25 protein-coding genes are annotated in these 26,606 nt (G+C 73.1%); 17 read left to right on the top strand and 8 right to left on the bottom strand.

The genetic code is table 11. The features are described 5' to 3' along the window. Positions 1–154: 154 nt before the first annotated feature. From ACWDEN_RS10505 to ACWDEN_RS10485, 5 genes are read left to right on the top strand one after another with little or no spacing between them, the layout of a single operon-like run. Entirely contained in the window at positions 155–1,822 is a 1,668-nt protein-coding gene (locus tag ACWDEN_RS10505) for an ATP-binding protein (protein WP_351603520.1), read from the top strand. Next, positions 1,819–2,223 carry a roadblock/LC7 domain-containing protein gene (locus ACWDEN_RS10500; RefSeq protein WP_228618682.1) on the top strand — a complete coding sequence of 135 codons (405 nt, stop codon included), beginning with the start codon at positions 1,819–1,821 and terminating at the stop codon, positions 2,221–2,223. Before ACWDEN_RS10505 ends, ACWDEN_RS10500 begins: the two co-directional genes overlap by 4 nt. Then, positions 2,220–2,642, top strand: a complete 423-nt coding sequence (locus tag ACWDEN_RS10495) for a DUF742 domain-containing protein (RefSeq protein ID WP_351603522.1) — start codon at positions 2,220–2,222, stop codon at positions 2,640–2,642. The genes ACWDEN_RS10500 and ACWDEN_RS10495 overlap by 4 nt, the downstream gene beginning before the upstream one ends. Beyond that, positions 2,623–3,243: a GTP-binding protein gene (locus ACWDEN_RS10490; RefSeq protein ID WP_351603524.1), complete on the top strand. Its 621-nt coding sequence runs from the start codon at positions 2,623–2,625 to the stop codon at positions 3,241–3,243. The genes ACWDEN_RS10495 and ACWDEN_RS10490 overlap by 20 nt, the downstream gene beginning before the upstream one ends. 46 nt (positions 3,244–3,289) lie before the next feature. Continuing rightward, a complete protein-coding gene (locus ACWDEN_RS10485) occupies positions 3,290–4,777 on the top strand; it encodes a cytochrome P450 (RefSeq protein ID WP_450858366.1) in 1,488 nt (495 codons plus the stop codon). Between the two features lie 45 nt (positions 4,778–4,822). On the opposite strand, the gene ACWDEN_RS10480 is transcribed toward ACWDEN_RS10485, so the two are convergent. Beyond that, positions 4,823–5,773, bottom strand: a complete 951-nt coding sequence (locus tag ACWDEN_RS10480) for an RluA family pseudouridine synthase (protein WP_351603528.1) — start codon at positions 5,771–5,773, stop codon at positions 4,823–4,825. Positions 5,774–5,936: 163 nt separating this feature from the next. On the opposite strand from ACWDEN_RS10480, the gene ACWDEN_RS10475 reads away from it, so the two are divergent. From ACWDEN_RS10475 to ACWDEN_RS10460, 4 genes are all read left to right on the top strand, one after another. Beyond that, positions 5,937–6,560, top strand: coding sequence for a PadR family transcriptional regulator (locus ACWDEN_RS10475; protein ID WP_351603570.1), 624 nt, complete (start codon positions 5,937–5,939; stop codon positions 6,558–6,560). Between the two features lie 171 nt (positions 6,561–6,731). After that, complete coding sequence (locus ACWDEN_RS10470) at positions 6,732–7,739, top strand: ATP-binding cassette domain-containing protein (RefSeq protein WP_351603530.1); 1,008 nt, start codon at positions 6,732–6,734, stop codon at positions 7,737–7,739. Next, positions 7,736–8,512: an ABC transporter permease gene (locus ACWDEN_RS10465; protein ID WP_351603532.1), complete on the top strand. Its 777-nt coding sequence runs from the start codon at positions 7,736–7,738 to the stop codon at positions 8,510–8,512. The genes ACWDEN_RS10470 and ACWDEN_RS10465 overlap by 4 nt, the downstream gene beginning before the upstream one ends. Positions 8,513–8,523: 11 nt before the next feature. Next, entirely contained in the window at positions 8,524–9,456 is a 933-nt protein-coding gene (locus ACWDEN_RS10460) for a 5'-nucleotidase (RefSeq protein WP_351603534.1), read from the top strand. A 12-nt stretch (positions 9,457–9,468) separates the two neighbouring features. Here the strand turns inward: ACWDEN_RS10460 and ACWDEN_RS10455 are convergent, their stop codons facing one another. Both ACWDEN_RS10455 and ACWDEN_RS10450 read right to left on the bottom strand, forming a co-directional pair. Continuing rightward, on the bottom strand, positions 9,469–10,314 hold the full coding sequence (locus tag ACWDEN_RS10455; RefSeq protein ID WP_351603536.1) for a siderophore-interacting protein: 846 nt from the start codon (positions 10,312–10,314) through the stop codon (positions 9,469–9,471). A gap of 85 nt (positions 10,315–10,399) precedes the next feature. Further along, on the bottom strand, positions 10,400–11,335 hold the full coding sequence (locus ACWDEN_RS10450; protein ID WP_351603538.1) for a 5'-3' exonuclease: 936 nt from the start codon (positions 11,333–11,335) through the stop codon (positions 10,400–10,402). Between the two features lie 418 nt (positions 11,336–11,753). Between ACWDEN_RS10450 and ACWDEN_RS10445 the strand changes: the two genes are divergently transcribed. Together ACWDEN_RS10445 and ACWDEN_RS10440 are read left to right on the top strand one after the other, a co-directional pair. After that, complete coding sequence (locus ACWDEN_RS10445) at positions 11,754–12,323, top strand: helix-turn-helix domain-containing protein (protein WP_351603540.1); 570 nt, start codon at positions 11,754–11,756, stop codon at positions 12,321–12,323. Beyond that, positions 12,323–13,042, top strand: a complete 720-nt coding sequence (locus tag ACWDEN_RS10440; protein ID WP_351603542.1) for a helical backbone metal receptor — start codon at positions 12,323–12,325, stop codon at positions 13,040–13,042. The genes ACWDEN_RS10445 and ACWDEN_RS10440 overlap by 1 nt, the downstream gene beginning before the upstream one ends. Here the strand turns inward: ACWDEN_RS10440 and ACWDEN_RS10435 are convergent. Then, positions 12,954–14,117: a TDT family transporter gene (locus tag ACWDEN_RS10435; protein ID WP_351603544.1), complete on the bottom strand. Its 1,164-nt coding sequence runs from the start codon at positions 14,115–14,117 to the stop codon at positions 12,954–12,956. The genes ACWDEN_RS10440 and ACWDEN_RS10435 overlap by 89 nt on opposite strands. 70 nt (positions 14,118–14,187) lie before the next feature. On the opposite strand from ACWDEN_RS10435, the gene ACWDEN_RS10430 reads away from it, so the two are divergent. Beyond that, positions 14,188–15,129 carry a LysR family transcriptional regulator gene (locus tag ACWDEN_RS10430; protein WP_351603546.1) on the top strand — a complete coding sequence of 314 codons (942 nt, stop codon included), beginning with the start codon at positions 14,188–14,190 and terminating at the stop codon, positions 15,127–15,129. A gap of 207 nt (positions 15,130–15,336) precedes the next feature. On the opposite strand, the gene ACWDEN_RS10425 is transcribed toward ACWDEN_RS10430, so the two are convergent. After that, positions 15,337–16,044 (bottom strand): gamma-glutamyl-gamma-aminobutyrate hydrolase family protein, encoded by a 708-nt coding sequence (locus ACWDEN_RS10425; protein ID WP_351603548.1) that lies wholly within the window; start codon positions 16,042–16,044, stop codon positions 15,337–15,339. Between the two features lie 52 nt (positions 16,045–16,096). Beyond that, positions 16,097–16,846, bottom strand: a complete 750-nt coding sequence (locus tag ACWDEN_RS10420; protein ID WP_351603550.1) for a FadR/GntR family transcriptional regulator — start codon at positions 16,844–16,846, stop codon at positions 16,097–16,099. A gap of 95 nt (positions 16,847–16,941) precedes the next feature. Between ACWDEN_RS10420 and ACWDEN_RS10415 the strand changes: the two genes are divergently transcribed. The 3 genes from ACWDEN_RS10415 to ACWDEN_RS10405 are packed head-to-tail and all read left to right on the top strand — an operon-like array spanning position 16,942 to position 20,479. Then, a complete protein-coding gene (locus ACWDEN_RS10415; protein WP_351603552.1) occupies positions 16,942–18,300 on the top strand; it encodes a glutamine synthetase family protein in 1,359 nt (452 codons plus the stop codon). An 11-nt stretch (positions 18,301–18,311) separates the two neighbouring features. Then, complete coding sequence (locus tag ACWDEN_RS10410; protein ID WP_351603554.1) at positions 18,312–19,700, top strand: aldehyde dehydrogenase family protein; 1,389 nt, start codon at positions 18,312–18,314, stop codon at positions 19,698–19,700. Further along, positions 19,697–20,479, top strand: a complete 783-nt coding sequence (locus ACWDEN_RS10405; protein ID WP_351603556.1) for a 3-oxoacyl-ACP reductase — start codon at positions 19,697–19,699, stop codon at positions 20,477–20,479. The genes ACWDEN_RS10410 and ACWDEN_RS10405 overlap by 4 nt, the downstream gene beginning before the upstream one ends. Before the next feature lie 9 nt (positions 20,480–20,488). On the opposite strand, the gene ACWDEN_RS10400 is transcribed toward ACWDEN_RS10405, so the two are convergent. After that, entirely contained in the window at positions 20,489–21,691 is a 1,203-nt protein-coding gene (locus ACWDEN_RS10400; protein WP_351603558.1) for an amino acid deaminase/aldolase, read from the bottom strand. Between the two features lie 1,123 nt (positions 21,692–22,814). On the opposite strand from ACWDEN_RS10400, the gene ACWDEN_RS10395 reads away from it, so the two are divergent. After that, positions 22,815–24,260, top strand: a complete 1,446-nt coding sequence (locus ACWDEN_RS10395) for a hypothetical protein (protein WP_450858359.1) — start codon at positions 22,815–22,817, stop codon at positions 24,258–24,260. Positions 24,261–24,271: 11 nt separating this feature from the next. After that, the gene (gene mycP, locus ACWDEN_RS10390) at positions 24,272–25,468 is read left to right on the top strand and encodes a type VII secretion-associated serine protease mycosin (RefSeq protein ID WP_351622267.1); all 1,197 of its coding nucleotides are present in this window, start codon (positions 24,272–24,274) and stop codon (positions 25,466–25,468) included. Positions 25,469–25,582: 114 nt separating this feature from the next. Here mycP and ACWDEN_RS10385 read toward each other — a convergent pair whose 3' ends face one another. Next, complete coding sequence (locus ACWDEN_RS10385; RefSeq protein ID WP_351622270.1) at positions 25,583–26,539, bottom strand: serine hydrolase; 957 nt, start codon at positions 26,537–26,539, stop codon at positions 25,583–25,585. Between the last annotated feature and the right edge of the window lie 67 nt (positions 26,540–26,606).

The raw sequence follows: 26,606 nt of genomic DNA, 5'->3' as shown, positions 1-26,606 counted from the left end.
CGATGATCCGGTCGGACTAAGCTCGCCCGCGGCGCACCGAGTTGAGCCGAATTCGTGCGTCTGTTCCCAAACATGCGATAAATCCCGACAGTTCCATGAACCTTCCCCACACATGCTCCCCCGACACCCAGCCGACTCATCTCAGAAGGCATCCATGGTGAGTGTTCAGAAGCCTCCCGGTGGCCGTGAACGTCCTTACGCCCGCGTACTGTTGCCGCCGGCCATATTGATGGCAGCCGCGACCGGGGCGGCCGTCGCCCTGGGGCCGGCGTCGGCCCGTATCGGCATCGGCGTGGTCGGAGCCGTGGCCCTCCTGCTGATCCTCGCCACGGGCGCGGAGGCCGCCCGCCGCGGCCGCAGGCTCCGCGAGGAACAGGCCGAGCACGCCCGTCACACCGCGTATCTGGAGCACCGGCTCGCCGCCCACGACGATCTGATCGGGCGCTTCGCGAGCGACATCATCCCGCACGGCCATCTGCGGCTGCGGGCCGGCGAACCGCTGCGCGACGTGATGGCCAACGGCTACGACGTCGACCCCGAACTGCGCAGCCTGCCCGACTCCTACCGCGAGATGTTCCGCGCCGCGATGCAGGGAGCCGACCGCGAGATCAACATGCGCGACGCCACCGAGCGCTCCTTCGTGAGCATCGCCCGTCGCGTCCAGGCCATCGTCCACCAGCAGTCCAACGAACTGCGGGAGATGGAGGAGGACCACGGCCGCAACCCCGAGGTCTTCGACGACCTGCTGCGCATCGACCACGGCACCTCGCTGATCGGCCGTCTCGCCGACACCATCTCCGTCCTCGGCGGCGGCCGCCCGGGCCGCCAGTGGCCGCTGCCGGTCTCCCTCTACAGCACCCTGCGCGGTGCCATGTCGCGCATCCTGGAGTACCGCCGCATCCAGCTGAACTCCATCGTCAACATCAACATCAAGGGCACCTCCGTCGAGCCGGTCATCCACGCCGCGGCCGAGCTCTTCGACAACGCCACCCGCTACTCGCCGCCCACGGCCAAGGTGCACGTCACCGCCACCGAGGTGCAGACCGGCATCGCCATCGAGATCGAGGACGCCGGCGTCAGCCTGAGCGAGGAGTCCCGCGCCCGCATCGAGAAGATGATCGAGGACGCCAAGAACCTCGACGACGCCCACAACCTGGGCGAGAACCCGCGCCTCGGCCTCGCCGTCGTCGGCCGCCTGTGCAAGATGTTCGACATGGAGGTCTCGCTGCGGGCCTCCGCGTACGGCGGTTGCCGCGCGATCCTCATCGTGCCGCGCGTGATGACGACCACCGAGCCCGGTGTCGGCGCCGCCCACGGCATCGGTGCCACCGGTACCCCGATCCCCGCGCTCGGCGCGGTCGAGGGACCCAAGCGCCCGCCGAAGCGGCGCCGCCCCACCAGCCCCAAGATCCCGGCCGGGATCTCCATGGAGGACGACGTCCCGGTGGTCACCGAGTGGACGGCGGGTGGGCTGCCGCAGCGCCGCAGCCGGATGAAGACCCCGATCAGCCAGCGCTTCGCCGAGCAGGCCGAGGTCGAGCAGGCCGAGCGCGAGGGCAGGCCCACCGTCTGGTCGCAGCCCAAGCCCCAGCGGGAGCCCGAGATGGACCCCGAGCGCAAGAAGCTCATGGAGCGGCCGCTCGGGCAGGGCATCGAGGACTTCTGGAACGGCCTGCGCAAGGGCATGCCCGAGGGCGCCACCGGCCCCGAACTGACCGACTTCACGAGGCACCCGGAAAAGTACGTGCACCTGCTCAACGACTATGCGGACGAGCCCGTCGAGGGCACCACCGAGGCCGACGACGAGGGGGACCTCAAGTGATCCAGCAGCGAGGCAACATCGACTGGATGCTCAAGCAGCTCAACGACGGCGTGCCGGGCATCGAGATGATCGTGGTCCTCTCCGCGGACGGACTGCGCATCGCCCGCTACGGCGGCGACCCCGACGCCGCCGACCGCGTGGCCGCCGCCTGCGCGGGCGTGCAGAGCCTGGCCGGCGCCATCATCAAGGAGCTCCCCGGCGCCGGCGACATGCAGGTCGTCGTCTTCGAGATCGACGGCGGCTACTTCTACCTGATGAACGCGGGCGACAACGCCTTCCTCGCCGTACTCGCCGACGTGACCTGCGAACCGGGCCGGATGAGCGGCATGATGCGCGACCTCGTCGTCCGGATCGGCGCCCATCTCACCAGTCCGCCCCGGCGGAACGGGCAGAGCGTATGACTCCTCCACGACGCAAACGGCGCGAGCCGAAGCCCCCGCCGCCTCCCCGGCCGCAGCCACCGGCACCCGAGCCGGCGGACGGCGAGGCCGAGCCCAAGAACCCCGAACGGCTCTACACCGTCGCCGGATCCGAGGACGGCGCACGCGCCGAACTCGACCTCGTGACGTTGATCGTGGCGCGCGACGCGCCCCAGATGGCCGCCTCACCGGAGCAGGCCGCGGTCCTGCGGCTCTGCGCCAACCCCCTGTCCGTGGCCGAACTCTCGGCCTATCTGAACCTGCCGTTCAGCGCGATGACCGTCCTGATCACCGAGCTGATCACGGCCGAACTGGTGCAGGTGCGCGCCCCGGTCGTCCGCCGGGCGCTCCCCGACCGGTCACTCCTCGAAGCGGTGATGCATGGACTTCAACGGCTCTGACACCATCCCCGGACCACGCACCGAGGATCATCTGCCGCACACGGCCGAGACCGCGGTGAAGATCGTGATCGTGGGCGGCTTCGGCGTCGGCAAGACGACCATGGTCGGTTCCGTCAGCGACATCAGGCCGCTGACCACCGAGGAGACCATGACCCAGGCCGGCATCGGCGTGGACGACAACTACGGCTCCGAGTCCAAGACGGCCACCACCGTGGCCATGGACTTCGGCCGCATCAGCATCACCGAGAAGCTGGTGCTCTACCTCTTCGGCACCCCCGGCCAGGAACGCTTCTGGTTCCTGTGGAACGGGCTGTTCGAGGGCGCGCTCGGCGCGGTCGTCCTCGTCGACACCCGGCGCCTGGAGGTCAGCTTCGACGTCATGGGCCGGCTGGAGGAGCGCGGCGTGCCCTTCGTCGTCGCCATCAACTCCTTCCCGGACGCGCCTCGTTACCCCGTCGAGGAACTGCGCGCCGCACTCGACCTGACCCCGGAGATCCCGATCGTCGACTGCGACGTACGCCGCCGGGCCTCCAGCAAGGACGTGCTGATGACCCTGATGCGCTTCCTGCACTCGATCGCCCTGTCCCGCGCCCTCGCCTGATCCCCCACCCGACCGACCCCCTCCCCTTCCGTTCCGGAGCGACACCGTGACGTCTGAATCCTCCTCCCTGACCGACACAGACCACACCCCCGGACCGCCGCCGGGCTGCCCCGCGCACCGCCCGGGACCCGGCGGGCTGCACCGGCTCTACGGCCCCGACGCGGAGGACCTCGGCGGCCTCTACGAGCGGCTGCGGGACGAGTACGGCCCCGTGGCTCCCGTGCTGCTGCACGACGACGTACCGATGTGGGTGGTCCTCGGGCACGCCGAGAACCAGCAACTGGTGCGCAGCCCCTCCGTGTACACCCGTGACAGCCGGGTCTGGTCCCCGCTGGTGGAGGGCATGGTCAAGCCCGACCACCCGCTGATGCCGCACATCGCCTGGCAGCCGATCTGCTCGCACGCCGAGGGCGACGAGCACCAGCGGCTGCGCGCGGCCGTCACCGCGGCCATGGAGACCATCGACCACCGCACCGTGCGCCGCCACATCGGCCGCCACACCCAGGGACTGGTCAACAGCTTCTGCGAACGCGGCCGGGCCGACCTGGTCTCCCAGTTCGCCGAGCATCTGCCGATGGCCGTCATGTGCGAGATCCTCGGCATGCCCGACGAGTACAACGACCGGATCGTGCAGGCCGCACGGGACGCCCTGAAGGGCACCGAGACCGCCATCCAGAGCCACGCCTACGTCATGGACGCGCTGAACCGGCTCACCACCCGGCGCCGCGCCCGGCCCGAGGGGGACTTCACCAGTCACCTCATCACCCACCCGGCCGGACTCAGCGACGACGAGGTCCGCGAACACCTGCGGCTCGTCCTCTTCGCGGCCTACGAGGCCACCGCGAACCTCCTCGCCAACGCGCTGCGCATGGTCCTCACCGAGCCGGGCTTCCGCGCCCAGCTCAGCGGCGGCCAGATGACCGTGCCGGAGGCGATCGAGCAGTCCCTGTGGGACGAGCCGCCGTTCAGCACCGTTCTCGGCTACTACGCCAAGCAGGACACCGAGCTGGGCGGGCAGCGCATCCGCAAGGGCGACGGCCTGCTCTTCGCGCCCGCGCCGGGCAACCTCGACCCGCGCATCCGCCCCGACCTGTCCGCCAGCATGCAGGGCAACCGCTCCCACCTCGCCTTCGGCGGCGGCCCGCACGAGTGCCCCGGCCAGGACATCGGCCGCGCCATCGCCGACGTCGGCGTGGACGCGCTGCTGATTCGCCTGTCCGACATCCAACTCGACTGCTCTGTCGAGGAGTTGAGCTGGCGTTCGTCCATCGCCTCCCGGCACCTGGTGTCGCTGCCGGTGCGCTTCGAGCCGAAGCCGCAGCAGGACGTCAACGTCCTGCCGAGGCCCGTGCCCCTCCCGCCGCAACGCACCTGGCAGCCCGGCACCCCGGGCTCCGACCGGCCGGCGGCCGAAGAGCCCCGCCCCACCCCGCCCCGTCCCGTCGTGCCCGAGCCCTACCCCGCGGCTCCGCAACCGGCGGCGCGCCGACGGGGCGTCTGGCGGCGGCTGCTCAACTGGTGGCGCGGGGAGTGACCGCGCCCTGAAGGACGGCCCACCGCGGTCCTTCCGGAAGGGCGCTCAGCCCCGGCCCGCCCAGCTGTCGTACGACGCCCAGGCCTGGAGCACGCGTCCGCTGACGAACGTGTGCTCCGTGCCGGTGACCGGATCGGTGAACTCCAGCCTGCGGGCGAGCAGTTGCAGCGGGCGCCGGAAGTCGCCGGGCGGCACCGGGGCGGTCACCTCCGGATACAGCGGGTCGCCGAGGATGGGCACGCCGAGCGCGTTCAGATGCACCCGTAGTTGATGGGTCTGCCCGGTCGCCGGGACCAGCCGGTACCGGGCCAGCCCGCCCCGCCGCCCGGCCGACTCCACGTACGTCTCCGCGTTCGGCTCGCCCTCGACCTCCCGGGCCGCCTGCACCCCGCGCTCCTTGACGATCCGGCTGCGCACGGTCCGGGGCAGGGCGAGCGAGGGGTCGTACGGCGCGATCGCCTCGTACTCCTTGCGCACCCGCCGGTCCTGGAACAGCGTCTGATACGCCCCGCGCTCCTCGGGCCGCACGGTGAACAGCACCAGCCCCGCCGTCAGCCGGTCCAGGCGGTGCGCCGCGGTCAGTGACGGGATGTCCAGCTCGCGCCGCAGCCGGGCCAGCACGGTCTCGGTCACATGACTGCCGCGCGGCGTCGTGGCGAGGAAGTGCGGCTTGTCGGCGACGACGATGTGCGCGTCCTGGTGGACGACCTCCACCGGGAACGGCACCGGTACCTCGGCGGGCAGCTCGCGGTGGAACCAGACGAACATCCCCGGCTCGTACGGCGCGTCCGGCGCCACCGCGCGCCCGTCGGCGCCGACGATCAGCCCGGCGTCGAACATCGACTCGATCATCCCGGGCGCGGCTCCTGACAGCCGCTCCACCAGATGCTCCCGCACGGTGGCCCACGTCCCCCCGTACGGCAGCCGCACCCGCACGGGGTCGACCCCGTCGCGCTGGGGGAGCGGGGCAGGCGGGGGTGGCGTACGGCGTCTCATCGGGGTCAAGGGTACGAGGGGGAGAACGGCGGCCGGGGTGTCGCGGTCCGGGCCACCGCCACACTCTCGAGCAAAACGCGATACATCGTAAATCTTGACGCTCGCGACTGGGACGCGATATGTTCGTGTACGGATATTCGGAAGCGAGGTGATCGCCGTGGCCATGAAGCGCCGCAAGCTCGGCAACCCGCTGGCGCTCGCGGTGATGGCGACCCTCTGGCAGAAGCCCATGCATCCGTACGAGATCGCCCAGACCCTGCGCCGCCAGGGCAAGGACACCAGCACGAAGATCAACTACGGCTCGCTCTACACGGTCGTGCAGAACCTCGAGAAGCACGGCTTCGTCGAGGTGACCGACGTCGAGCGGCAGGGCAACCGCCCCGAACGCACGGTGTACGGACTGACCGACGCCGGGCGCGAGGAGCTGACCGAGTGGCTGTCGGACCTCATCGCCGTCCCGGTGAAGGAGTACCCGATCTTCGAAACCGCCCTCTCGCTCATGGGTGCGCTGCACCCCGACGAGGTGGTGCGGCTGCTTCGGGAGCGGCTCAGTGCTCTGGAGGTCCAGGTGGCGAGCGGGCGGGGAGCGCTGGACAAGCTGTCCGAGACGCTGCCGCGGCTCTTCCTCGTCGAGATCGAGTACCAGCTGCACATGACCGCGGCGCAGGCCCAGTGGGTGCGCGGCTTCCTGGCGGAGATGGAGGAGGGCACGCTGCCGGGCGTCGACGGCTGGCGGCACTTCCACGAAACCGGGGAGCTGCCACCGGACTTCACCGTGACCACCTGAGAGAGAACACGACCCCGGCGAGGCTGTTGCAGCAGCTCCGCCGGGGTCTCGAACCCCGAAACGGATCCGCCGTGCGGCGGCTCCGGGCCATCGAGGTGCGGCACACCCAGGATAGCCCGGCGCTCTTCACGTGGATCTTCCGTCCTTCACACCCGCAGGAGAGCAGTCGTCATGAACACCCGTGCGCCCGCAGTGGAGGCGCGCCGGCTCGTCAAGACCTATCCCGGTGACGTCACCGCCCTGAACGGCATGGACATCACCGTGGCACCGGGCACCGTCTTCGGACTCCTCGGCCCCAACGGCGCCGGCAAGTCCACCACCGTCAAGATCCTCACCACCCTGGCCCGCCCCGACTCCGGCACTGCGACCGTCGCCGGGCACGACGTGCTGCGCCACCCCGACCGGGTGCGCCGCGCGATCGGCGTGGTCGCCCAGCAGTCCGGCGCCGACCCGGTCGCGACCGGCAGGGAGAACCTCCAGCTCCAGGGCCGCCTCCACGGTTTGAGCGGTACGGCACTGAACCGCCGGGTGGACGAACTGCTGGAGCGGTTCGGCCTCGCCGACGCCGCCCGCCGGCCGGTCAAGGGCTACTCGGGCGGCATGCGGCGCCGCCTGGACGTCGCCCTCGGACTGGTGCACCGGCCCGAGGTGCTCTTCCTGGACGAGCCGACCACCGGCCTCGACCCGGAGGCGCGCACCGCGATGTGGGAGGAGATCGGCCGACTGGCCGGCGACGAGGGGCTGACCATCCTGCTCACCACGCACTATCTGGAGGAGGCCGACCGGCTCGCCGAGCGCATCGCGATCGTCGACCGCGGCCGGATCGTGGTCGAGGGCACCCCGGACGCCCTCAAGGGCGAACTGCGCGGCGACGCCGTCCACCTGGAGCTGGGCGAGCCGCTCGGCGAGGCCGGCCGCACCCTGCTCACCGGCGCCCTGACCGCCCTGCCCGGGGTGCACGAGGCGCTGTGCGAGGGGCGCAGGATCAGCGTCCGCGCCGACGACGGGGCGGCCACGGTGCCCGCCCTGCTCGCCGCGCTGGACCGGGCCGGGGTCACCGTCTCCTCGGCCACCGTCGCCCGGCCCTCGCTGGACGACGTCTATCTGCGCCACGCGGGCCGCCGGTACGCGGAGGCCGAGGCCGAGACCGCGGCCGTGCTCGCCGGAGGTGTGCGATGAGCGTCGCCCTCACCCAGACCTGGTACATGACGCAGCGTCAGCTCCGGGTGTTCGCCCGGCAGCCCGCCTACGCGGTCATCACCCTGATTCAGCCGGTGATCTGGCTGTTCCTGTTCGGCAACCTGTTCAGGAAGGTCGTCGAACTGGGCGGCTTCGGCACCACCTCGTACCTGGACTACCTGGTGCCGGGCGTGGTCGTGATGAGCGCGCTCAGCTCCAACATGTGGGCCGGGATGGCCACCTTGGAGGAGATCCAGCGCGGCACCCTCGACCGCTTCCTGACCACCCCGGTCAGCCGGGCCGCGCTGATGAACGGCAACGTCGTCAACAACGGCCTGGTCACGGCGTTCCAGTCGGTGGTCATCGTGCTGCTCGGCCTGCTCGGCGGCGCGGACTACCCCGGCGGCGTCGTCGGCGTCGTCATCCTCGTGCTGGCCGCCGTCCTGCTCGGCACGGTCTTCGGCGCCCTGTCCAACGCGCTCGGCATGCTCGTGCGCGAACGCGAGTCGATCATCGGCATCAACACCTTCCTGCTGCTGCCGCTGACCTTCCTCTCCAGCGCCTTCATGGCACCCTCGCAGATGCCCGGCTGGATGCGGCACATCGCCGACTTCAACCCGCTCAACTGGGCCATGGTGGCGGGCCGTTCGGCCATGTCCGGGCAGCCCGGCCGGGGCGAGGTCCTCAGCCGCGGCGGCGCGCTGCTCGCGCTCGCGGTCGCGGCGGTGTGGCTGTCGATCCGCACCTTCCGTTCCTACCAGCGGTCGGTGTGATGATGTAGGACATGCCGGCCTACGACCTCGCGAACCGACTCGTCGTCGGCGTCGCCTCCAGCGCCCTGTTCGACCTGCGGGAGTCGGACGCGGTCTTCCGCGAGCAGGGCGAGGAGGCCTACCGGGCCTACCAGGAGGAGAACGCCGGCAACACGCTCCGCCCCGGGGTCGCGTTCGCGTTCATCCGCCGGCTGCTGTCGCTGAACGACCTCGGCGAGCCGGGAGACCCGCTCGTCGAGGTCATCATCCTCTCCCGCAACGACCCGGACACCGGCCTGCGGGTCATGCGGTCGATCGAGGCCCATGAACTGCCGGTCAGCCGGGCCGTGTTCATGCAGGGCAGGGCGCCGTACGCGTTCATGACCGCGCTGAACATGTCCCTGTTCCTGTCCGCGAACGGCGACGACGTGCGCGAGGCGGTCGCGGCCGGCCTGCCGGCCGGACATGTGCTCGGATCGTCGTACGCGGACGACCCGGCCGACCGGGAACTGCGGATCGCGTTCGACTTCGACGGGGTGCTCGCCAGTGATGCCGCCGAGCAGGTGTACCAGTCCGGCGGTCTGGAGGAGTTCCGCGCGCACGAGACCCGTAACGCGGCGACCCCGCACGACCCTGGACCACTGCGGGACTTCCTCGCCGGTGTGAACCGGATACAGCGCCGGGAGGAGGAGCGGCGCAGGACCGACCCGGACTATCCGAGCCGGGTCCACGTCTCCATCGTGACCGCGCGCGCCGCGCCGGCCCACGAACGGGCCGTGCGGAGCCTGAAGCAGTGGGGCGTGACGGTCAACGGCGCCTTCTTCCTCGGCGGCATCGAGAAGAGCGCGGTCTTGACGGTGCTCAGACCGCACATCTTCTTCGACGACCAGGTGACACACCTGCACAGCACGTCCCGGACCACGCCGAGCGTGCACATCCCGTTCGGCAGGATCAACGAGACCTGAGCGGGGCCGGCCTCAGGCCGCCGCCGCGCCGCTCTCCTGCTCGGCCTCGATACGGGCGTTCCAGTCCCGCTTGGAGGCCTGCCAGCCGTCCTCGTTGTGCCCCAGGCGCCAGTAGCCGGAGATCGACAGGTCCTCGCGCGGGATGTCCAGCTCCACCCGCAGCAGCCGGCGCAGCTCCTTCACGAAGCCCGCCTCGCCGTGCACGAACGCGTGCACCCGGCCCTCGGGGAACCGAAGGCCGCGTACGGCCTCCACCAGGGCTTCGCCCACCGGGCGGTCCCCGCGATGCAGCCAGACGACCGCCACATCGGAGTCGATCTTCTGCTCCTCCTCCGGGCCGGACACCTCCACGAAGGCATGGGCGCGGGCGCCGGCGGGCAGCGCCTCCAGGGACCGCGCGATCGCGGGCAGCGCGCTCTCGTCACCGGCGAGCAGATGCCAGTCGGCCGCGGGGTCGGGGGCATAGGCGCCGCCGGGGCCCATGAAGCGCACCGTCTCGCCCGGCCGCACCCGGCATGCCCACGGGCCGGCCAGGCCCTCGTCACCGTGGACGACGAAGTCCAGGGTCAGCTCGCGGTGTTCGGGATTCCAGGCGCGCACGGTGTAGGTCCGGGTCACCGGCCACTGCTCCCGCGGGAACTCCGCCCGGATCCGCTCCAGGTCGAAGGGTTCCGGGTAGGTCACGCCCTCGGGGCCGAAGAGCAGCTTCACATAGTGGTCGGTGCAGGTGTCCGCCGCGAAGTCGGCCAGGCCCTCGCCGCCGAGCACCACACGCTGCATGTGCGGGGTCAGCCGCTCGGTGCGGACCACATGGGCGGTGCGGGTCCTGCGCGGCTTTCGCACCGGACGATCTGCCATCACGACCTCCAGCAAGATGGTTAGGTTTACCTAAGCTAGCATCTCGCTCCGCGGTCACACCTCGGTATTCCGGTCACCATTCCGGTCACCGTCCCCCGGGTTCCACGGCGAGTGTGGTCAGCAGCCGCTGCAGGGAGCCGCCGAGCCCCCAGCGTTCGGCCAGCCGCTCCAGGGCCGCCGGGTCCCGCGGGGCGTGCGGCAGGGCCGTGTCGACGTCCGGCAGGGGGACGTCGTCCGCCACCCGCACCACCTTCGGCGCGACCGCGACATACGGGCCGGCCTCGGTGAGCCGCCTGCGCTGCGACGGCGTGAGCTTGGCCCGGGGGTCGTCGACCGCCGCCATGATCCCGGCCAGGTCGCCGAACTCGGCGAGCAGCTTGGCGGCCGTCTTCTCGCCGATCCCGGCCACGCCCGGCAGGCCGTCGCTCGGGTCGCCGCGCAGCAGCGCCAGATCCGCGTACCCCCGCCCGTCGACCCCATACTTCTCGCGCAGCACCGCCTCGTCGGTCAGCGCCAGGGTGCCGACGCCCTTCAGCGGGTACAGCACCCGGATCCCGCGCGCGTCGTCCACCAGCTGGTACAGATCGCGGTCGCCGGTGACGATGTCGACCGGACCCCCGGCGCGCGCGGTGAACGTGCCGATCACGTCGTCCGCCTCGTACCCCGCGACGCCGACCCGGGCGATGCCGAGGGCGTCCAGCACCTCCTCGATGACCGGCACCTGCGGCGAGAGGGTGTCCGGCACCACCTCCTCGTCCGGCGCGTCCTCGTGTTCCTCGGCGACCCGGTGCGCCTTGTAGGTGGGAATGAGGTCCACCCGCCACTGCGGCCGCCAGTCGGCGTCCATGCAGGCCACCAGGTGCTGCGGCCGATGGTCTCTGACCAGCCGGTCGATGAAGTCCAGCAGTCCGCGCACGGCGTTCACGGGCGTGCCGTCCGGTGCCTTCACGGAGTCCGGGACGCCGAAATAGGCGCGGAAGTACAGCGATGCGGTGTCGAGCAGCATGAGTCGTCCGGTCACGCTCGCATCATGCCGCACCGCACCGACACTGCCATGCCCGCCGGGCTCGAGCGCACCTGTGCCGGGAAGCAGCCGGTCGTGGTCGCCCCGTGGTCCCGCACTGGCGCAGCGCCTTTGCCCGGCATGGCAAGGATCCGGCCAACCACGTTCCGTGACGAACCTTGGCCCCCGCCCGGTGGCCCGGCCCTGCTGGTCGGCATGTTCGGCCCGGGGCCGGACGCCGCCCGGGACCGGCCCGGGGCCCCGTCACTGCGGCGCGAACCGTGAGGGTGGTGCCTCGGCAGCATGTCGGGTATGTGAGAGCCACGTGAAACGGTTTGCCGAACATGCGTAGGGTGCAGAGAAGTCATCAGAAGAGGTGTGCCCCGACCCGGGCACCCGGACCGTGGCACGACGAGCGAGGGAGGGAGCCGGAGCGATGGGCGACCACAAAGAACAGCCCGTGCGGGTGGGCGCGGCCGTCCGCCGACGCCGCCGTGCCCTGGAGCTGACCCTCGCCGCCGTGGCCGAGCGCAGCGGTCTGTCGGTGCCCTTCCTCAGCCAGGTCGAGAACGACCGGGCCCGCCCCAGCCGCACCTCGCTGGAGAAGCTCGCCGACGCCCTGCGCACCACGGCCGTCGAACTCCTCGCCGCCGCCGACCCGGCGGCCAGTGTGGACGTCGTCCGCGCCGACCCGGTCGTCGAGGGCGACTTCGAGCCCCGGACCCGCTCCCTGGTGCGCGGCCACCACCAGCTGCACGCCTCCGAGATCACCGGCGACCACGACGCAGGCCGCGAGTTCCAGCACCGCAACGACGAGCTGATGTACGTCGCCGACGGCGCGGTGGAGATAGAGGCGGAGGGGCGCGCGTATCGCCTCGGGCGCGGTGACACCCTGTATCTGACGGGTGGGGTCCGCCATCGGTGGCGGGCGACGGTGCCGGACACCCGGGTCATCGTGGTGGCGGTCGCCGAGCACATCGAGGCCGTTCAGGACCGGTCGCGGTAGTGCGGGTCGTCTCCCTGGTCCCGTCCCTCACCGAGGCGGTGGCGGTGACGCTGCCCGGGGTGCTGGCCGGGGCCACCGACTGGTGCAGCCACCCGGCGGACCTGGAGGTCACCCGGATCGGCGGGACGAAGAACCCCGAGCTCGACCGCGTCCTCGCCCTCGCGCCCGACCTGGTGATCGCCAACGAGGAGGAGAACCGGGCCCCCGATCTGGACGCCCTGCGCGCCGCAGGGCTCAAGGTGCTGGTCACCGAGGTGCGCAGCGTGCCCCAGGCGTTCACCGAGCTGGAACGCGTCCTCACCGCGTGCGGCGCGCCGGGGCGCCCGCGCTGGCTGGCCGGGGCGGAGGCGGCCTGGGCGGCGCTGCCGCGGCCGCAGGACCGTACGAGCGCCGTCGTACCGATCTGGCGGCGGCCCTGGATGGTCCTCGGCCGGGACACGTTCGCGGGCGACGTCCTGGCCCGGCTGGGCGTCGACCACCTGTACGCCGGCCACTGCGACCGCTACCCCCGGGTCCCGCTGGAGGAGCTGCGAGCGGCGGCGCCGGACTTGGTGGTGCTGCCCGACGAGCCCTACCGCTTCACCGCCGACGACGGCCCGGAGGCCTTCCCCGGCCTGCCCTGCGCCCTGGTCAGCGGGCGGCACCTGACCTGGTACGGCCCGTCTCTGGCCGAGGCGCCACAGGTGCTTGCCGAGGCGCTGCGAGCAGCTCGCCGCTGAGCAGACCGCGTACGGTGCCGGCGGCGGCCGCCGCCCAGGCCGCGGCGAGCACGGCGTACAGACCGACGGCCAGCGCGTCGAAGACCTCCAGACCGGTGTGCCGGGCGAGCGCCATGGCGCCGGTGACACATGTGCCCACCGGGAAGGTGAACGCCCACCAGCTCATCGCGAACCCCATGCCCCGCCGGCGGGCCCGCACCACGTGCGCGGTCGCCAGCGCCAGCCACAGCAGCGCGAACCCCATGACCGGCACCCCGTACAGGACGGCGAAGACCGGGAGGCCACGGGCGTCCGCGGCCGGTACGACGCCCGGAGCCGCGTCCGCGATCTTGCCGACCGCGGTGGTGGACTGCCCGAGCGGGCCGAGGACCAGGAACAGGGTGGGGGTGAGGGCGAGCGGCAGCGGGCCCGAGACCAGCCGGGCGAAGACCAGCGACAGCATCAGCAGTGTCGCGAGCAGGCTCATCCCGAACAGCGCGAGGCAGGCCAGCAGCAGGGTCTCGCGGGGCTGGCCCGCCGGCAGATGCGGTACCAGCAGCGGGCCGAGCGCGGCCGACACCATGGGCGCGACCAGCGGCAGCAGCCAGGCCGGACTCGCCTGCGCGGGCTCGGCGCGATGCCGTACGGCCATCAGGTACGGCACGGCCACGGCGGCGGCGAGCCCGACCGCCGTGCCCGCGGTGAACAGTACGGCGTCCAGGGCGACGGCCGTTTCGACGCCGATCAGGTCCTGCCCGGCCGTCATGGCCCCGCCGCCGACCGCCAGCAGGGCCATCGACAGGCAGCCGTAGAAGGGGGCCATGGCCGGGTCCAGGAGATCCCCCCGGGCCAGGTCGCGGTGGTGGGTCCAGTGCAGGGCCCGGGCCCCGAGCAGGGTCACCAGCATGATCAGGGACAGGGCCCAGGCTCCGGCGAAGACATGGCGCAGAGCCGCCGCGTGTGCCGGCAGGGCGACGCCGGCCGAGCCGAGGATGGCGGTGCCCATGACGGCGGCGTACCAGTTGGGGCCCAGGTGGCGGACCCGGGCGGTACGGGGGACGGAAGGGGTGTGCAAGGGCTGGGCTGCGGTGACCATGGCACCACCGTGCCGCCGCCGCTCACTCCTGACCAGGGAGTTCATTTCTATCAGGGCATAAGCTGGTCTTATGAGCGAGGTGGAGGGGCGGCAGCGGGAGCGCACGGAACCGGAGCGCACGGCGTCACTGGCGCACCGGGTGCCCGACCTGGCCGCGCTGGAGCTGCTGCTGGCGGTGGCACGGCTGGGCAGTCTCGGTGCGGCGGCGCGCGAGGTCGGCATCACCCAGCCCGCCGCCAGCAGCCGGATCCGCTCCATGGAACGGCAACTGGGTGTGGCCCTCGTCGACCGCTCGCCCCGCGGCTCCCGGCTCACGGACGCGGGAGCCCTGGTGACGGACTGGGCCCGCCGTGTGGTCGAGGCGGCGGCGGCCTTCGACGCGGGCGCACGCGCGCTGCGGGACCGGCGGGACTCGCGCCTCAGGGTCGCGGCGAGCATGACCATCGCCGAGTACCTGCTTCCGGGCTGGCTCCTCGCGCTGCACGCCGAGCGGCCCGACACGGCCGTGTCGCTGCTCGCGGGCAACTCGGCGAAGGTCGCGGAACTCCTGCTGGCCGGGGAGGCGGACCTCGGGTTCGTGGAGGGCCTGTCGGTCCCGACGGGACTGGACTCCGCGGTCATCGCCCGCGACCGGCTGATCGTCGTCACCGCGCCCGGCCATCCCTGGGCCCGCCGCCGGCGCCCGGTGACGGCGGAGGAGCTGGCGGGCACCCCGCTGATCCTCCGTGAGCGCGGCTCCGGCACCCGGCAGGTGCTGGACGCGGCGCTCGGCGGCCTCGCCCGGCCCCTGATCGAGCTGTCCTCGACCACGGCGGTCAAGGCATCGGCCGTCAGCGGCGCGGGACCCTCGGTCCTCAGCGAGCTGGCGGTGGGGGAGGAGCTGGCGATGCGACGCCTGGTCAGCATCCCGGTGGACGGCCTCTCCCTGCGCCGCGACCTGCGCGCGGTCTGGCCGACGGGGCACCGGCCTGCCGGCCCGGCCCGGGAGTTGCTGTCGCTGACGCGGGGGTGAGGGGCCGGCGCTCCGCGGCGGGCCGGGATCGGTGCCGGCCGGGGGCGGGGTCGCTCACCCGTGCCGCCCCAGCGGCAGGACCGCCCGCAGCGGCGGCGCCTCGAAGCCGGCGGCCCTGCAGCTCCCCAAGGGGCGCGGCGCGGTATCGACAGTGGCTCGGAAAGCGGCCGTGATCCAGTCCGGGGCCACGGCTGTCCGGGGCCGGTGCTACGGCTGTCCGGCCGTGCCCCGTGCGGCCGCTGTCACCAGCGCCGACATCACCCGCAGGTCCTCGCCCATCTCGGGGTGCCACTGCACGCCCAGCACCCAGCCCCGGTCCGCGGGCAGCTCGACCGCCTCCACCGTGCCGTCCGCCGCGTAGGCCGACGGCACCAGTCCCGCGCCGAGCCGGTCCACGGCCTGGTGGTGGTAGGTGGGCACGGTGGTCTCCTCCGGGACGATCCCGGCGTACAGGCTCCCCGGCACCGGCTTCACCGGGTGACCGCCGAACACGCCGACCACCTCCGCGTGCCCCTCCACGTGCTGGACCAGAGTGCCGCCGAGGGCCACGTTCAGCAGCTGCATGCCCCGGCAGATGCCCAGCACCGGCATGGCGGCGTCCAACGAGGCCTCGATCAGGGCCAGTTCCCAGGCGTCACGGGCCGGGGCGGGCGGGCCCGTGCGGGGCTCGCGCTCGGCGCCGTACCGGGCCGGGTCCACGTCCGGGCCGCCGGCGATCACCAGGGCGTCCAGCCGGGCCACCGTCTCCGCCGCGCGCTCGGGAGTGTCCGGCGGCAGCATCGCGGCCAGCCCGCCTGCCCGCTGCACCAGTCGCGGATAGCCGGCCGGCAGCAGCGCCGCGTCCAGCTCCCACACCCCCCAGCGCGCGCCGGACTCCAGATAGGTGCTGATGCCGATCAGCGGTCGTACGGTCATGCCGCCCTCCATGGAAGCCAAAGGTTCGCATCCATACCTTTCCAGACCTGCCTCACGCCAGGAAGCCCCGCAGCAGCGCCGCCGTGCCCGCGCAGTGCTCCCGCATCATCTCCCGCGCGCCGTCCGCGTCCCCGTCCAGCACCGCCTCCACCAGCGCGGCGTGCTGGCGCTGCGAGTGCTCCAGGTTGCGCACCAGCAGCGGGATGCAGTCGAGCAGGTCGTTCACCGTGGCCCGGACCGCCGCGTACTGCGCGGTCAGGGACGGGGATCCGCACAGCTCGGCGAGGGTCAGGTGGAGCAGGGTGTCCAGCCGGCGGTAGTCGGCCAGCGGGGCGTCGTGCGTGCGGGCCAGGGCCTCGCGCAGCCGGTCCGCCTGCTCGTCCGTCAGCCCGTGCGCCGCGCAGAGCCCGGCCGCGCCCACCTCCAGCACCTCGCGGAACCGCAGTACGTCCTCGATGTCGACCTCGGCGATCCGCCGCCGCAGCTCGTCCTCGCCGCCGGCGTCCGCGCGCGGCAGCACGAACGTTCCGCCGTAGCGCCCGCGCCGCGCCTCCACCAGCCCCTGGTCGTGGAGCACCTTCAGCACCTCGCGCAGCGTCACCCGGCTGATCCCGAGCCGCTCCGCCAGCTCCCGCTCGGCCGGCAGCCGTTCCCCGCCCGGCACCAGACCGAGCCGCACGACCTGGAGGATCTGCTCCAGCGCCTCCTCGAAGCCGTTGCCCGCCCGCACCGGTCGCAGCACCGGAGCGAGCCGGTCGACTCCCGGCGCATGCGCCCCGTGCCACTCCGTCTCTTGCGACATCCGCCGTACCCCCTTCCCAAGCAATGGTTCTGAGCAATACCTTATGGCTCCCGGCCCGGCCGAAAAAGCGCGAAGGCGCCGAAGGAGGCTCTCCCGTGGCAGACCGCACACCCCCGCTCAGTGTCGAGGAACTGCACACCCTCGTCGCGAGCGGTGAGATCGACACTGTCGTCCTGGCCTTCCCCGACATGCAAGGGCGGCTGCAGGGCAAGCGGTTCGCCGCCCGTTTCTTCCTGGACGAAGTCCTGCGGCACGGCAGCGAGGGCTGCAACTACCTCCTCGCCGTGGACACCGAGATGAACACGGTCGACGGCTACGCGATGTCCTCCTGGGACCGCGGCTACGGCGACTTCGCCATGCACCCCGACGTCGCCACCCTGCGCCGCATCCCCTGGCACCCCGGCACCGCCCTGCTCGTCGCCGACCTCGCCTGGAACGACGGCTCACCCGTCGTCGCCGCGCCCCGCCAGATCCTGCGCCGCCAGCTGGAGCGGCTCGCCGAGCTCGGCTACACCGCCCAGGTCGGCACCGAGCTGGAGTTCATCGTCTTCAAGGACTCCTACGAACAGGCCTGGGACGCTGGCTACCGGGGCCTCACCCCGGCCAACCAGTACAACATCGACTACTCCATCCTCGGCACCGGCCGCATCGAGCCCCTGCTGCGCCGCCTGCGCAACGACATGGCCGGCGCCGGCCTCACCGTCGAGTCCGCCAAGGGCGAGTGCAACCCCGGCCAGCACGAGATCGCCTTCCGCTACGACGAGGCCCTCGTCACCTGCGACCAGCACGCGCTGTACAAGACCGGCGCCAAGGAGATCGCCGCCCAGGAGGGCGTCTCGATCACCTTCATGGCCAAGTACAACGAGCGCGAGGGCAACTCCTGCCACATCCACCTCTCCCTCGCCGACGCCGACGGCACCAACGCGATGGCCGACGGCGACGGAATGTCCGACGTCATGCGGCACTTCCTCGCCGGACAGCTCGCCGCCCTGCGCGACTTCTCGCTCCTCTACGCCCCGAACATCAACTCCTACAAGCGGTTCCAGCCGGGCTCCTTCGCCCCCACCGCCGTCGCCTGGGGCCACGACAACCGCACCTGCGCGCTCCGCGTGGTCGGTCACGGCCGCTCCCTGCGCTTCGAGAACCGCCTCCCCGGCGGGGACGTCAACCCCTACCTCGCCGTCGCCGGACTCGTCGCGGCCGGCCTGTACGGCATCGAGCACAAGCTCGAACTCCCCGAGCCCTGCTCCGGCAACGCCTACACCGCGGGCCTGGAGCACGTCCCGACCACCCTGCGCGAGGCCGCCGAGCTGTGGGAGAACAGCCCGATCGCGAAGGCCGCCTTCGGCGACGAGGTCGTCGCGCACTACCGCAACATGGCGCGCGTAGAGCTGGAGGCCTTCGACGCCGCGGTCACCGACTGGGAGCTGCGCCGCTCCTTCGAACGCCTGTGAAAGGTCACCACGTGTCCGACCCGCACGAGCTCGTCGTCCTCAACCCCGCCACCGAAGAGGTCGTCGCCACCGTCCCCGCCGCGAGCGAGGAGGACGTGGCCGCCGCCGTCGTACGGGCCGCACGCGCCCAGACCGGGTGGGCCGCCCTCGCCCCCGCCGACCGGGCCCGGCTGCTGCGCCGCTTCGCCGACACCGTCGACTCCCACCTCGAGGAACTCGCCCAGCTGGAGGTCCGCGAGGCCGGCCACACCGTCGGCAACGCCCGCTGGGAGGCCGGCAACGCCCGCGATCTGCTGCTGTACGCGGCCGGCGGCGCCGAACGCCTTCTCGGCAAGCAGATCCCGGTGCCCGGCGGCTGGAACGTCACCTTCCAGGAACCCCTCGGTGTCGTCGGCGTGATCGCCCCCTGGAACTTCCCGATGCCGATCGCCGCCTGGGGCTCCTTCCCGGCGCTCGCGGCCGGCAACGCGGTCGTCCTCAAGCCCGCCGAGACCACCCCGCTCACCGCGCTCCGCCTCGCCGAACTCGCCCTGGAGGCGGGCCTGCCCGAGCATGTCCTCCAGGTGCTGCCCGGTCACGGCCACACCGCCGGACGCGCCCTGGTCGAGCACCCCGACGTCGCCAAGATCGTGTTCACCGGCTCCACCCGCACCGGCCGCGAGGTCATGGAGCGCTGCGCGAGGCTCGTCAAACCGGTCACCCTCGAACTCGGCGGCAAGAGCCCCAACATCGTCTTCGCCGACGCCGAGCTGAAGACGGCCCTCGACCCGTTCTCCTTCCTGGACAACTCCGGCCAGGACTGCTGTGCCCGCACCCGCATCCTCGTGCAGGAGACGGTGCTGGAGGAGGCCCGCGAGTTCCTCGCCGACGCCCTCGCCTCCGTCGTCGTGGGCGACCCGGCCGACGAGAAGACCCAGATGGGCCCGCTGATCTCCCGTCAGCAGCTGGACCGCGTACGGTCCTGCGTCCCCGAGGACGCCCCCGCCCTGCGCGGCAGCGCCCCCGACGGCCCCGGCTTCTGGTTCCCGCCGACGGTCCTGACGGGTGAGCGGGAGGACAGCCGGGCGGCCCGTGAGGAGATCTTCGGGCCCGTCGCCGTGCTCCTCCCCTTCACCGACGAGCAGGACGCGATCCGCCTCGCCAACGACACCCCCTACGGCCTCTCCGGCTCCCTGTGGACCCGGGACCTCGGCCGCGCCCTGCGCCTCTCCCAGGCCGTCCGCGCGGGCAACCTGTCCGTCAACTCCCACTCCAGCGTCCGCTACTGGACCCCGTTCGGCGGCTTCAAGCAGTCCGGCCTCGGCCGCGAACTCGGCCCCGACGCCCTGACCGCCTTCACCGAAACCAAGAACGTCTTCATCAGCAACGTCTCCCCCAGCACGGAGGGCTCCGCACAGTGACCGCAGAATCTGTTTGCCGCCGCCTGGCCGGCCGTACCGCCGTCGTGACCGGAGCCGGCAGCGGCATCGGCCTCGCCACCGCCCGCCGGCTCGCCTCCGAGGGCGCCCACGTGGTCTGCGCGGACGTGGACGAGGCCCGCGGCAAGGCCGTCGCCGACGAGGTCGGCGGGCTTTTCGTGAAGGTCGACGTCACCGATCCCGAGCAGGTCGAGGCGCTGTTCAGGACGGCGTACGACACCTACGGCAGCGTCGACGTCGCCTTCAACAACGCCGGCATCTCCCCGCCCGACGACGACTCCATCCTGGAGACCGGCCTCGAGGCCTGGAAGCGGGTCCAGGAGGTCAACCTCACCTCCGTCTACCTGTGCTGCAAGGCCGCCATCCCCTACATGCGGCGCCAGGGCAAGGGATCCATCATCAACACCGCGTCCTTCGTGGCGCGGATGGGCGCGGCGACGTCGCAGATCTCGTACACGGCCTCCAAGGGCGGCGTCCTCGCCATGTCCCGGGAGCTGGGCGTGCAGTTCGCCCGGGAGGGGATCCGCGTCAACGCCCTGTGCCCGGGACCGGTCAACACCCCCTTGCTGCAGGAGCTGTTCGCGAAGGACCCCGAGCGGGCCGCGCGGCGTCTCGTCCACATCCCGGTCGGCCGGTTCGCCGAGGCCGAGGAGATCGCCGCCGCCGTCGCCTTCCTGGCCAGCGACGACTCCTCCTTCGTCAACGCCACCGACTTCCTGGTGGACGGCGGGATCGCCGGCGCGTACGTCACGCCCCTGTAGGCCGGCCGGTCAGAGGAAGGTCTGCCCCTCACCCCGGTAGGTGGGCACGGTCGCGGTGACCGTGTCCCCCTCGATGAGGTGCAGGGTGTCGAACCGCTCGCACAGCTCGCCCGCCTTGGCGTGCCGGAACCACACCTTGTCGCCGACGAGGAGGTCGTCGGCGGGCGAGCCGAGCAGCGGGGTCTGCACCTCGCCGGGGCCCTCCTGGGGGTCGTACTTCAGGCCCTCGGGCAGGTACGGCACCGGCAGCCGGTCGGGCCCGGCGGCACCGGAGGCCGGGTAGCCGCCGCCGAGCACGGTGACCACGCCGACGCCCGGCCGTCGTACGACGGGCTGGGCGAACAGAGCCGCCGGACGGCCGGTGAACGACGTGTAGTTGTCGAAGAGCCGCGGCACGTACAGCCCCGAACCGGCCGCTATCTCGGTCACCGCGTCCTCGGCGGCGGTGTGCTGCACGCTGCCCGTGCCACCGCCGTTGACGAACTCCAGGCCGGGGACGACGGCCCGCACCGCGCGCACGACCGCGGCCCGCCGCTCGGCCAGCTCCCGGCGCGCCGCCGCCTGCATCAGCCGGATCGCCCGGGACCGCAGCGGCCGCCCGGCCACCGCGTCGCCGACACCCGCGATGTGCCCCTCGTACGCCATGATCCCGACCAGCCGGAAGCCGGGCCGCCGGGCCACCGAGCGGGCCAGCTCGGCGAGTTGGGCGGGGGAGCGCAGCGGAGAGCGCAGGGCCCCGACCCGGACCCGGCCACCGAGCAGCTTCAGCGAGGTGTCCAACTCCAGGCAGACACGCACCACTTCGCGTCCGCCGTCGCGGGCGGCGTCGATGAGGTCGAGGTGTGCCGGATCGTCCACCATCACGGTCACCGCAGCGGCGAGCTTGGGATCGGAGGCCAGCTCGGCGAAACCTGCCCGGTCGGCGGACGGATAGGCCAGCAGGACGTCGTCGAACCCGGAACGGGCGAGCCACAGCGACTCGGCCAGGGTGAACGACATGATCCCCTGGAAGCCGTCCCTGGCCAGGACGCGTTCCAGCAGGGCCCGGCAGCGCACGGACTTGCTGGCGACCCGGACCGGCTTGCCTGCGGCCCGGCGGACGAGATCGGCCGCGTTGGCGTCGAAGGCGTCCAGGTCCACGATCGCGAGAGGGGCGTCGAGATGGGCGGTGGCCCTGTCGTAACGGGCCCGGTCGGCGGCGCGCGCAGTCATGACGGAAGCCTGCCAGACAGGATTACCGCAGGGTAGGGGGACGTTCCGGGCAGATGCCCCGGCGCCCCGGACTGGTTCTGATTCCGGCCCGGACAACCCGTAGAGTGACGCGCACGTACGGCGGAACGCGCCCGGCCGCTTCACCTGAACCGGGATGCCGGTCCGGCCGTACGGGTATGCGTGCCCGGACGGATGCTTGCGCGCCGGGCGCGGCGGAGCAGCGCAGCGGCCCGCGTACGTGAGGACGGCCCGGGCACGAGGAAACGGGGGGTGCATGAGCACGGAAGCGCGCCACGCTCCCATCCCGCCGCGCCCGTCCACCCCGCCCGACGACCCCGACGACGAGCCGTCGGTCTTCACGCCGCGCGCCGGTCGCTTGTCCAACCCGGGTGCGGCAGGCGGGGAGGGAGCTTCTCCGCAGACAGCCCCGAACGAGGGCCGCCCGTCGGCCGGGGGTCTCGCCGGTGGTGGCGGGCCGTCGGGCGGGTCCGCTGCGGCCGAGGGTCGCGGCTCCGCCGGGAGCTTCGCCGGTAGGGGCGCGGCTTCGGACGGGGCGGCCGCGACTGCGGGGCCGGTCTCCGCCGGAGGCTTCGCGGGACAGGGCTCGCCTTCTGCCGCGGCGTCCGGGGGTGACTCCTCGCCCTCGACCGGGCGGTCCATGACCGGTGGCTCGTCCTCGGCCTGGCGCCCCGTACGCGACGGCTCGCCTTCGGCCGCGGGGTCCGCGGGTAACGGCTCGTCCGCGGCGGGTCGGTCCGCGGGTGGCGGCTCGTCCTCAGCCGATCGGTCCGCGCGTGGCGGCTCGCCTTCCGCCGGGGCGTCCGGGGGTGACTCCTCGCTCTCGACCGGGCGGTCCATGACCGGTGGCTCGCCCTCGGCCTGGCGCCCCGTACGCGACGGCTCGCCTTCGGCCGCGGGGTCTGCGGGTGGCGGCTCGTCCGCGGCGGGTCGGTCCGCGGGTAACGGCTCGTCCTCAGCCGATCGGTCCGCGCGTGACGGCTCGCCTTCCGCCGGGGCCGCCGGGCGTGACGGCCGGGCTTCCCGTGGCGGCGCCGGTGCTCGGGCCGAGCAGGGTCCTCGGCCCGGCACACCGAAGCTTGTTGTACCCGCCGCCGGTGCACCCGTGAGTCCGCCTCCGCCGCCGGCCTCGGCCCGGTTCCCCGACGCGCCGCCGCGCACGGGGCGCGAGGCGCACCACCCCGGCCGGGAGCCCCGGAGGCCCGGAGCCCCGGCGGAGACCGCCGCGGAGACGACGGCCCGGCTCCGCCCTGTCACCGCGTCAGAGTCCACGGTTCCGCCCCGGCCGGTCACCGCGCCCGAGGCGACGGCCCCGTCCCGGCCGGTCGCCGCGTCGCAGACGACGGTTCCGCCCCGGCCGGTCACCGCGCCCGAGGCGACGGCCCTGTCCCGGCCGGTCGCCGCGTCGCAGACGACGGTTCCGCCCCGGCCGGTCACCGCACCCGAGACGACCCCGTCCGGGCCGGTCACCGCGCCCGGCGCGACGGCCCCGTCCCGCCCGGTCGCCGCGTCGGAGACCACGGCGCGGCTTCGGCCGGTAGCCGACGTTCCGAAGGCAGCGCGCCCCGCTGCCGCGCCCGGTCGGCCGGCCGCCGGGGCCGGTGGAGAGCGCCGTACCGCCTCCGCGTCCCCTTCGACGGTGTCCGCCTGGAGTCCCATGGCGCCGGCGCATCCCGTCGGCCCGCCACCGGCCGGCGGCGCCGCGCCGGACCCCACGCTGTCCTGGAGCGCCACAGCTGCCGCGCGGCCCGTGACGTGGGCCGGGGAACCCGAGGCGTTCGGTGGGCGGACCTGGTACCGGGTGGGGCCCCGCACCGCGGCCGCTGCCGCCTGTCTCGTACTCGGACTCGGTCTCGTCGGCGGTGCCGTGACCGGGAGTTGGCTCACCGACGACGGCGCGGACGACGCCTCCGGCGACCACTTCGCCACCGCCGGGTCGCTCTGGCACAGCGTGCCCGTCGACCAGCTGTTCCCGCCCACCGTCCAGGGCACGGGCGCCGGACCCGGCGGCGCCGACCGCAGCTGGACCAGGATCGCCGTGGCCCCGGACACCGGCTGCGCGCACGCCTTCGACCCGCTGCTGGCCAAGGTGCTCGCCCCGGTCGGCTGCGGGCGGCTGCTGCGGGCCACCTACACCGACGCCACCCAGAGCTACGTCACCACCGTCGGCCTGCTGTTCACCAAGGCCGACCCGGCCGCCATGGCCGCGCTCGCCCACCGCTTCCGCACCGAGCGCCTGGACCGGCGCGCCGACCTGATGCCCCGGCCGTACGCGGCCGAGGGCACCGACGCGGCCGGCTTCGGCGACAAGCAGCGCGCCTCCTGGACCATCTCCGTCCTCACCGACGCCCCCGTCGTCGCCTACGCCGTCTCCGGCTGGGCCGACGGCCGCGGCGTCGATGTACCCCAGCCCGCCGCCGACGCCATCAGTGCCGGTGCCACCACCGCACCGGCCCAGGCCGGGCTCGGCAACGAGGCCCAGGGCCTGGCCGACCGCATCGAACGGCGCCTGCGCCAGAGCATCGGCACGGCCACGGAGAAACCGTCATGAGGCGATCGGGCATGAGGCGATCGAGGCAGTCGATACGCGGCCGCCGACGCGTGGAACCCGTCGGCGCGGCGCTGAGCCTGCTGCTCACCGGCACCCTCGTCCTGGCACCGGCCACCACGGCCCACGCCGACGGCATCCGCGCCCAGCAGTGGGGTCTCGACGCCCTGCACCTGGACGAGGCCTGGCGGACCACCAAGGGCCGGGGCGTCACCGTCGCCGTCCTGGACACCGGCGTCGAGGCCGACCACCCGGACCTCGTCGGCAACGTCCTGCCCGCCAAGGACATGATCGGCTTCGGCGCCGGGCAGGGCGACCGCGACTGGGCCCGGCACGGCACCGCCATGGCCGGCATCATCGCCGGACACGGCCACGGCCCCGGCGACAGCGCCGGTGTCATGGGCGTCGCCCCCGAGGCCAAGATCCTGCCCGTCCGCGTGATCCTGGAGGACGGCGACCCCGCCCGCGCCAAGGCCCGCACCAGCCGCGGCAACGCCCTCGCCGACGGTATCCGCTGGGCCGCCGACCACGGCGCCGACGTCATCAACCTCTCCCTCGGCGACGACTCGAACTCCGCTCACCCCGAGCCCAGCGAGGACGAGGCGGTGCAGTACGCCCTGAAGAAGGGCGTGGTGGTCGTCGCCTCCGCGGGCAACGGCGGGGACAAGGGCGACCATGTCTCCTACCCGGCCGCCTACCCCGGCGTCATCGCAGCGACCGCCGTCGACCGCTACGGCACCCGCGCCTCCTTCTCGACCCGCCGCTGGTACGCCGCGGTCAGCGCGCCCGGCGTCGACGTGGTCATCGCCGACCCCGACCACAAGTACTACGAGGGCTGGGGCACCTCGGCCGCCTCGGCCTTCGTCTCCGGCGCCGCGGCCCTGGTCAGAGCCGCCCACCCCGAGCTCGGCCCGGCCCAGATCAAGAAGCTCCTGGAGGACACCGCCCGGGACGCGCCGGTCGGCGGCCGGGACGATTCCCGTGGCTTCGGCATGATCGACCCGGCGGCGGCGCTGCGGGCGGCCGACCGCCTCAGGCCGCAGCGCCTGCGCGCGGCGTCGTACGGGAAGAAGTACTTCGGCGGAGGCCCGGACGCCCCCAGGGCCACGTCCTCGACCGCCGACTGGGCGGGCCCCCTGGCCGGCGGCACCGGCGGGGTCCTGCTGGTGGCGGGCGTGGTGCTGTGGCGGGGCCGCAGGCAGAGGGTCTGAACGAGACGTCCGGCGGCGGCTCCCCGGCGGGGCGCCCGGAAGCCTGGATCACTCGGCGCCGGGCGCCGGATCGCTCACCGGCGAACCCCGCCTCGCTCGGCGCCGGGCGCCGCGTCATTCACCGGCGAACGCCGACACCGCCGCCTTCGCCGCCGCCTCCACCAGCGCGATGCCCTCCGCCTGGGTCCGCGTGCCCTTCGACAGCACCGCCACCAGACAGCCGGTGCCGTCCACCGTGATCCGCCCGATGCTGTTCACGTCCCACAGCCCGGTCGTACTGCGTGCCAGCCAACCGTTCTTCAGCGCCCAGGAGTTGCCCTCCGCGGCGGCCGACACCCCCCACCGCTGGTCCGCCTGGACGGACTTCATCAGCCCCCGCACATAGGTCCGGGAGGCCGCGCTCAGCCGGGAATCCTCTCCGAACACCTGCTGGAGCAGGACGAGTTGGTCGGCGGCCGTGGTCTGCGTCAGCCCCCACAGCTCACCCTCGCCGCCACAGGTCGCGGTCAGCCCGAAGCGCTTGTTCGCCGCGTCCAGGCCGTCCGCCCGCCCGATCGTGTGCCACAGCTCCGTCGCCGACGCGTTGTCGCTGTTCTCGATCATCTTCGTGGCCTGCGCCCTCTCGGCCGCCGTCAGCGTCCGGCCCGCGTCCTGCGCCTGGAGCAGCAGCGTGGCCAGGATGTCGACCTTCACGATGCTCGCCGTGTCGAAGGCCGCGTCCCCGTACGCCGCGCTCTCCCCGGAGTCCATCGCCAGCACCGCCGCCGACACCTGCGCGCCCGGCGGCACGCTCACCGCCGCCATCGCCTTGCCCAGCAGCGCCGTCCGGTCCACCGCCGGCTCCGTCACCGGTTCCACCGAGTCCTCCTCGCCCGCCCCGGCCGAGGAGGCGGCCGAGGGCGTCGCCGCCGACGATACGGCCGCCGTGCCCGAGTGCGCCCGTGCCCGCACACAGGTCGTGCCCGCGGCCGTCACCCCGCTCACGGCGGCCACGGCGACAGCGGTGTACAGAAGGGGACGGCGCCGGGACGGGCGCGCACGACGGCCGCGACGGGCTCTGGGGGACTCCATGGCCGCGATGCTTCGGGCGGTGACTGTGCACCGGGTCGGACCGCCATGAGACGGGGTTCAGGGAACG

It is taken from the genome of Streptomyces sp. NPDC001153, assembly GCF_053598315.1.
Note: the sequence above shows the minus strand (reverse complement) of the source record. Positions and strands in the feature narration are given on the sequence as shown.

Excerpts from the sequence above, each read along its gene's own strand:
- ACWDEN_RS10505 (WP_351603520.1), top strand. The coding sequence starts at position 155 with ATGGTGAGTGTTCAGAAGCCTCCCGGTGGCCGTGAACGTCCTTACGCC.
- ACWDEN_RS10495 (WP_351603522.1), top strand. The coding sequence starts at position 2,220 with ATGACTCCTCCACGACGCAAACGGCGCGAGCCGAAGCCCCCGCCGCCT.
- ACWDEN_RS10490 (WP_351603524.1), top strand. The coding sequence starts at position 2,623 with ATGGACTTCAACGGCTCTGACACCATCCCCGGACCACGCACCGAGGAT.
- ACWDEN_RS10480 (WP_351603528.1), bottom strand. The coding sequence starts at position 5,773 with ATGAGACGCCGTACGCCACCCCCGCCTGCCCCGCTCCCCCAGCGCGAC.
- ACWDEN_RS10475 (WP_351603570.1), top strand. The coding sequence starts at position 5,937 with ATGAAGCGCCGCAAGCTCGGCAACCCGCTGGCGCTCGCGGTGATGGCG.
- ACWDEN_RS10470 (WP_351603530.1), top strand. The coding sequence starts at position 6,732 with ATGAACACCCGTGCGCCCGCAGTGGAGGCGCGCCGGCTCGTCAAGACC.
- ACWDEN_RS10465 (WP_351603532.1), top strand. The coding sequence starts at position 7,736 with ATGAGCGTCGCCCTCACCCAGACCTGGTACATGACGCAGCGTCAGCTC.
- ACWDEN_RS10460 (WP_351603534.1), top strand. The coding sequence starts at position 8,524 with ATGCCGGCCTACGACCTCGCGAACCGACTCGTCGTCGGCGTCGCCTCC.
- ACWDEN_RS10455 (WP_351603536.1), bottom strand. The coding sequence starts at position 10,314 with ATGGCAGATCGTCCGGTGCGAAAGCCGCGCAGGACCCGCACCGCCCAT.
- ACWDEN_RS10445 (WP_351603540.1), top strand. The coding sequence starts at position 11,754 with ATGGGCGACCACAAAGAACAGCCCGTGCGGGTGGGCGCGGCCGTCCGC.
- ACWDEN_RS10435 (WP_351603544.1), bottom strand. The coding sequence starts at position 14,117 with ATGGTCACCGCAGCCCAGCCCTTGCACACCCCTTCCGTCCCCCGTACC.
- ACWDEN_RS10430 (WP_351603546.1), top strand. The coding sequence starts at position 14,188 with ATGAGCGAGGTGGAGGGGCGGCAGCGGGAGCGCACGGAACCGGAGCGC.
- ACWDEN_RS10425 (WP_351603548.1), bottom strand. The coding sequence starts at position 16,044 with ATGACCGTACGACCGCTGATCGGCATCAGCACCTATCTGGAGTCCGGC.
- ACWDEN_RS10420 (WP_351603550.1), bottom strand. The coding sequence starts at position 16,846 with ATGTCGCAAGAGACGGAGTGGCACGGGGCGCATGCGCCGGGAGTCGAC.
- ACWDEN_RS10400 (WP_351603558.1), bottom strand. The coding sequence starts at position 21,691 with ATGACTGCGCGCGCCGCCGACCGGGCCCGTTACGACAGGGCCACCGCC.
- mycP (WP_351622267.1), top strand. The coding sequence starts at position 24,272 with ATGAGGCGATCGAGGCAGTCGATACGCGGCCGCCGACGCGTGGAACCC.
- ACWDEN_RS10385 (WP_351622270.1), bottom strand. The coding sequence starts at position 26,539 with ATGGAGTCCCCCAGAGCCCGTCGCGGCCGTCGTGCGCGCCCGTCCCGG.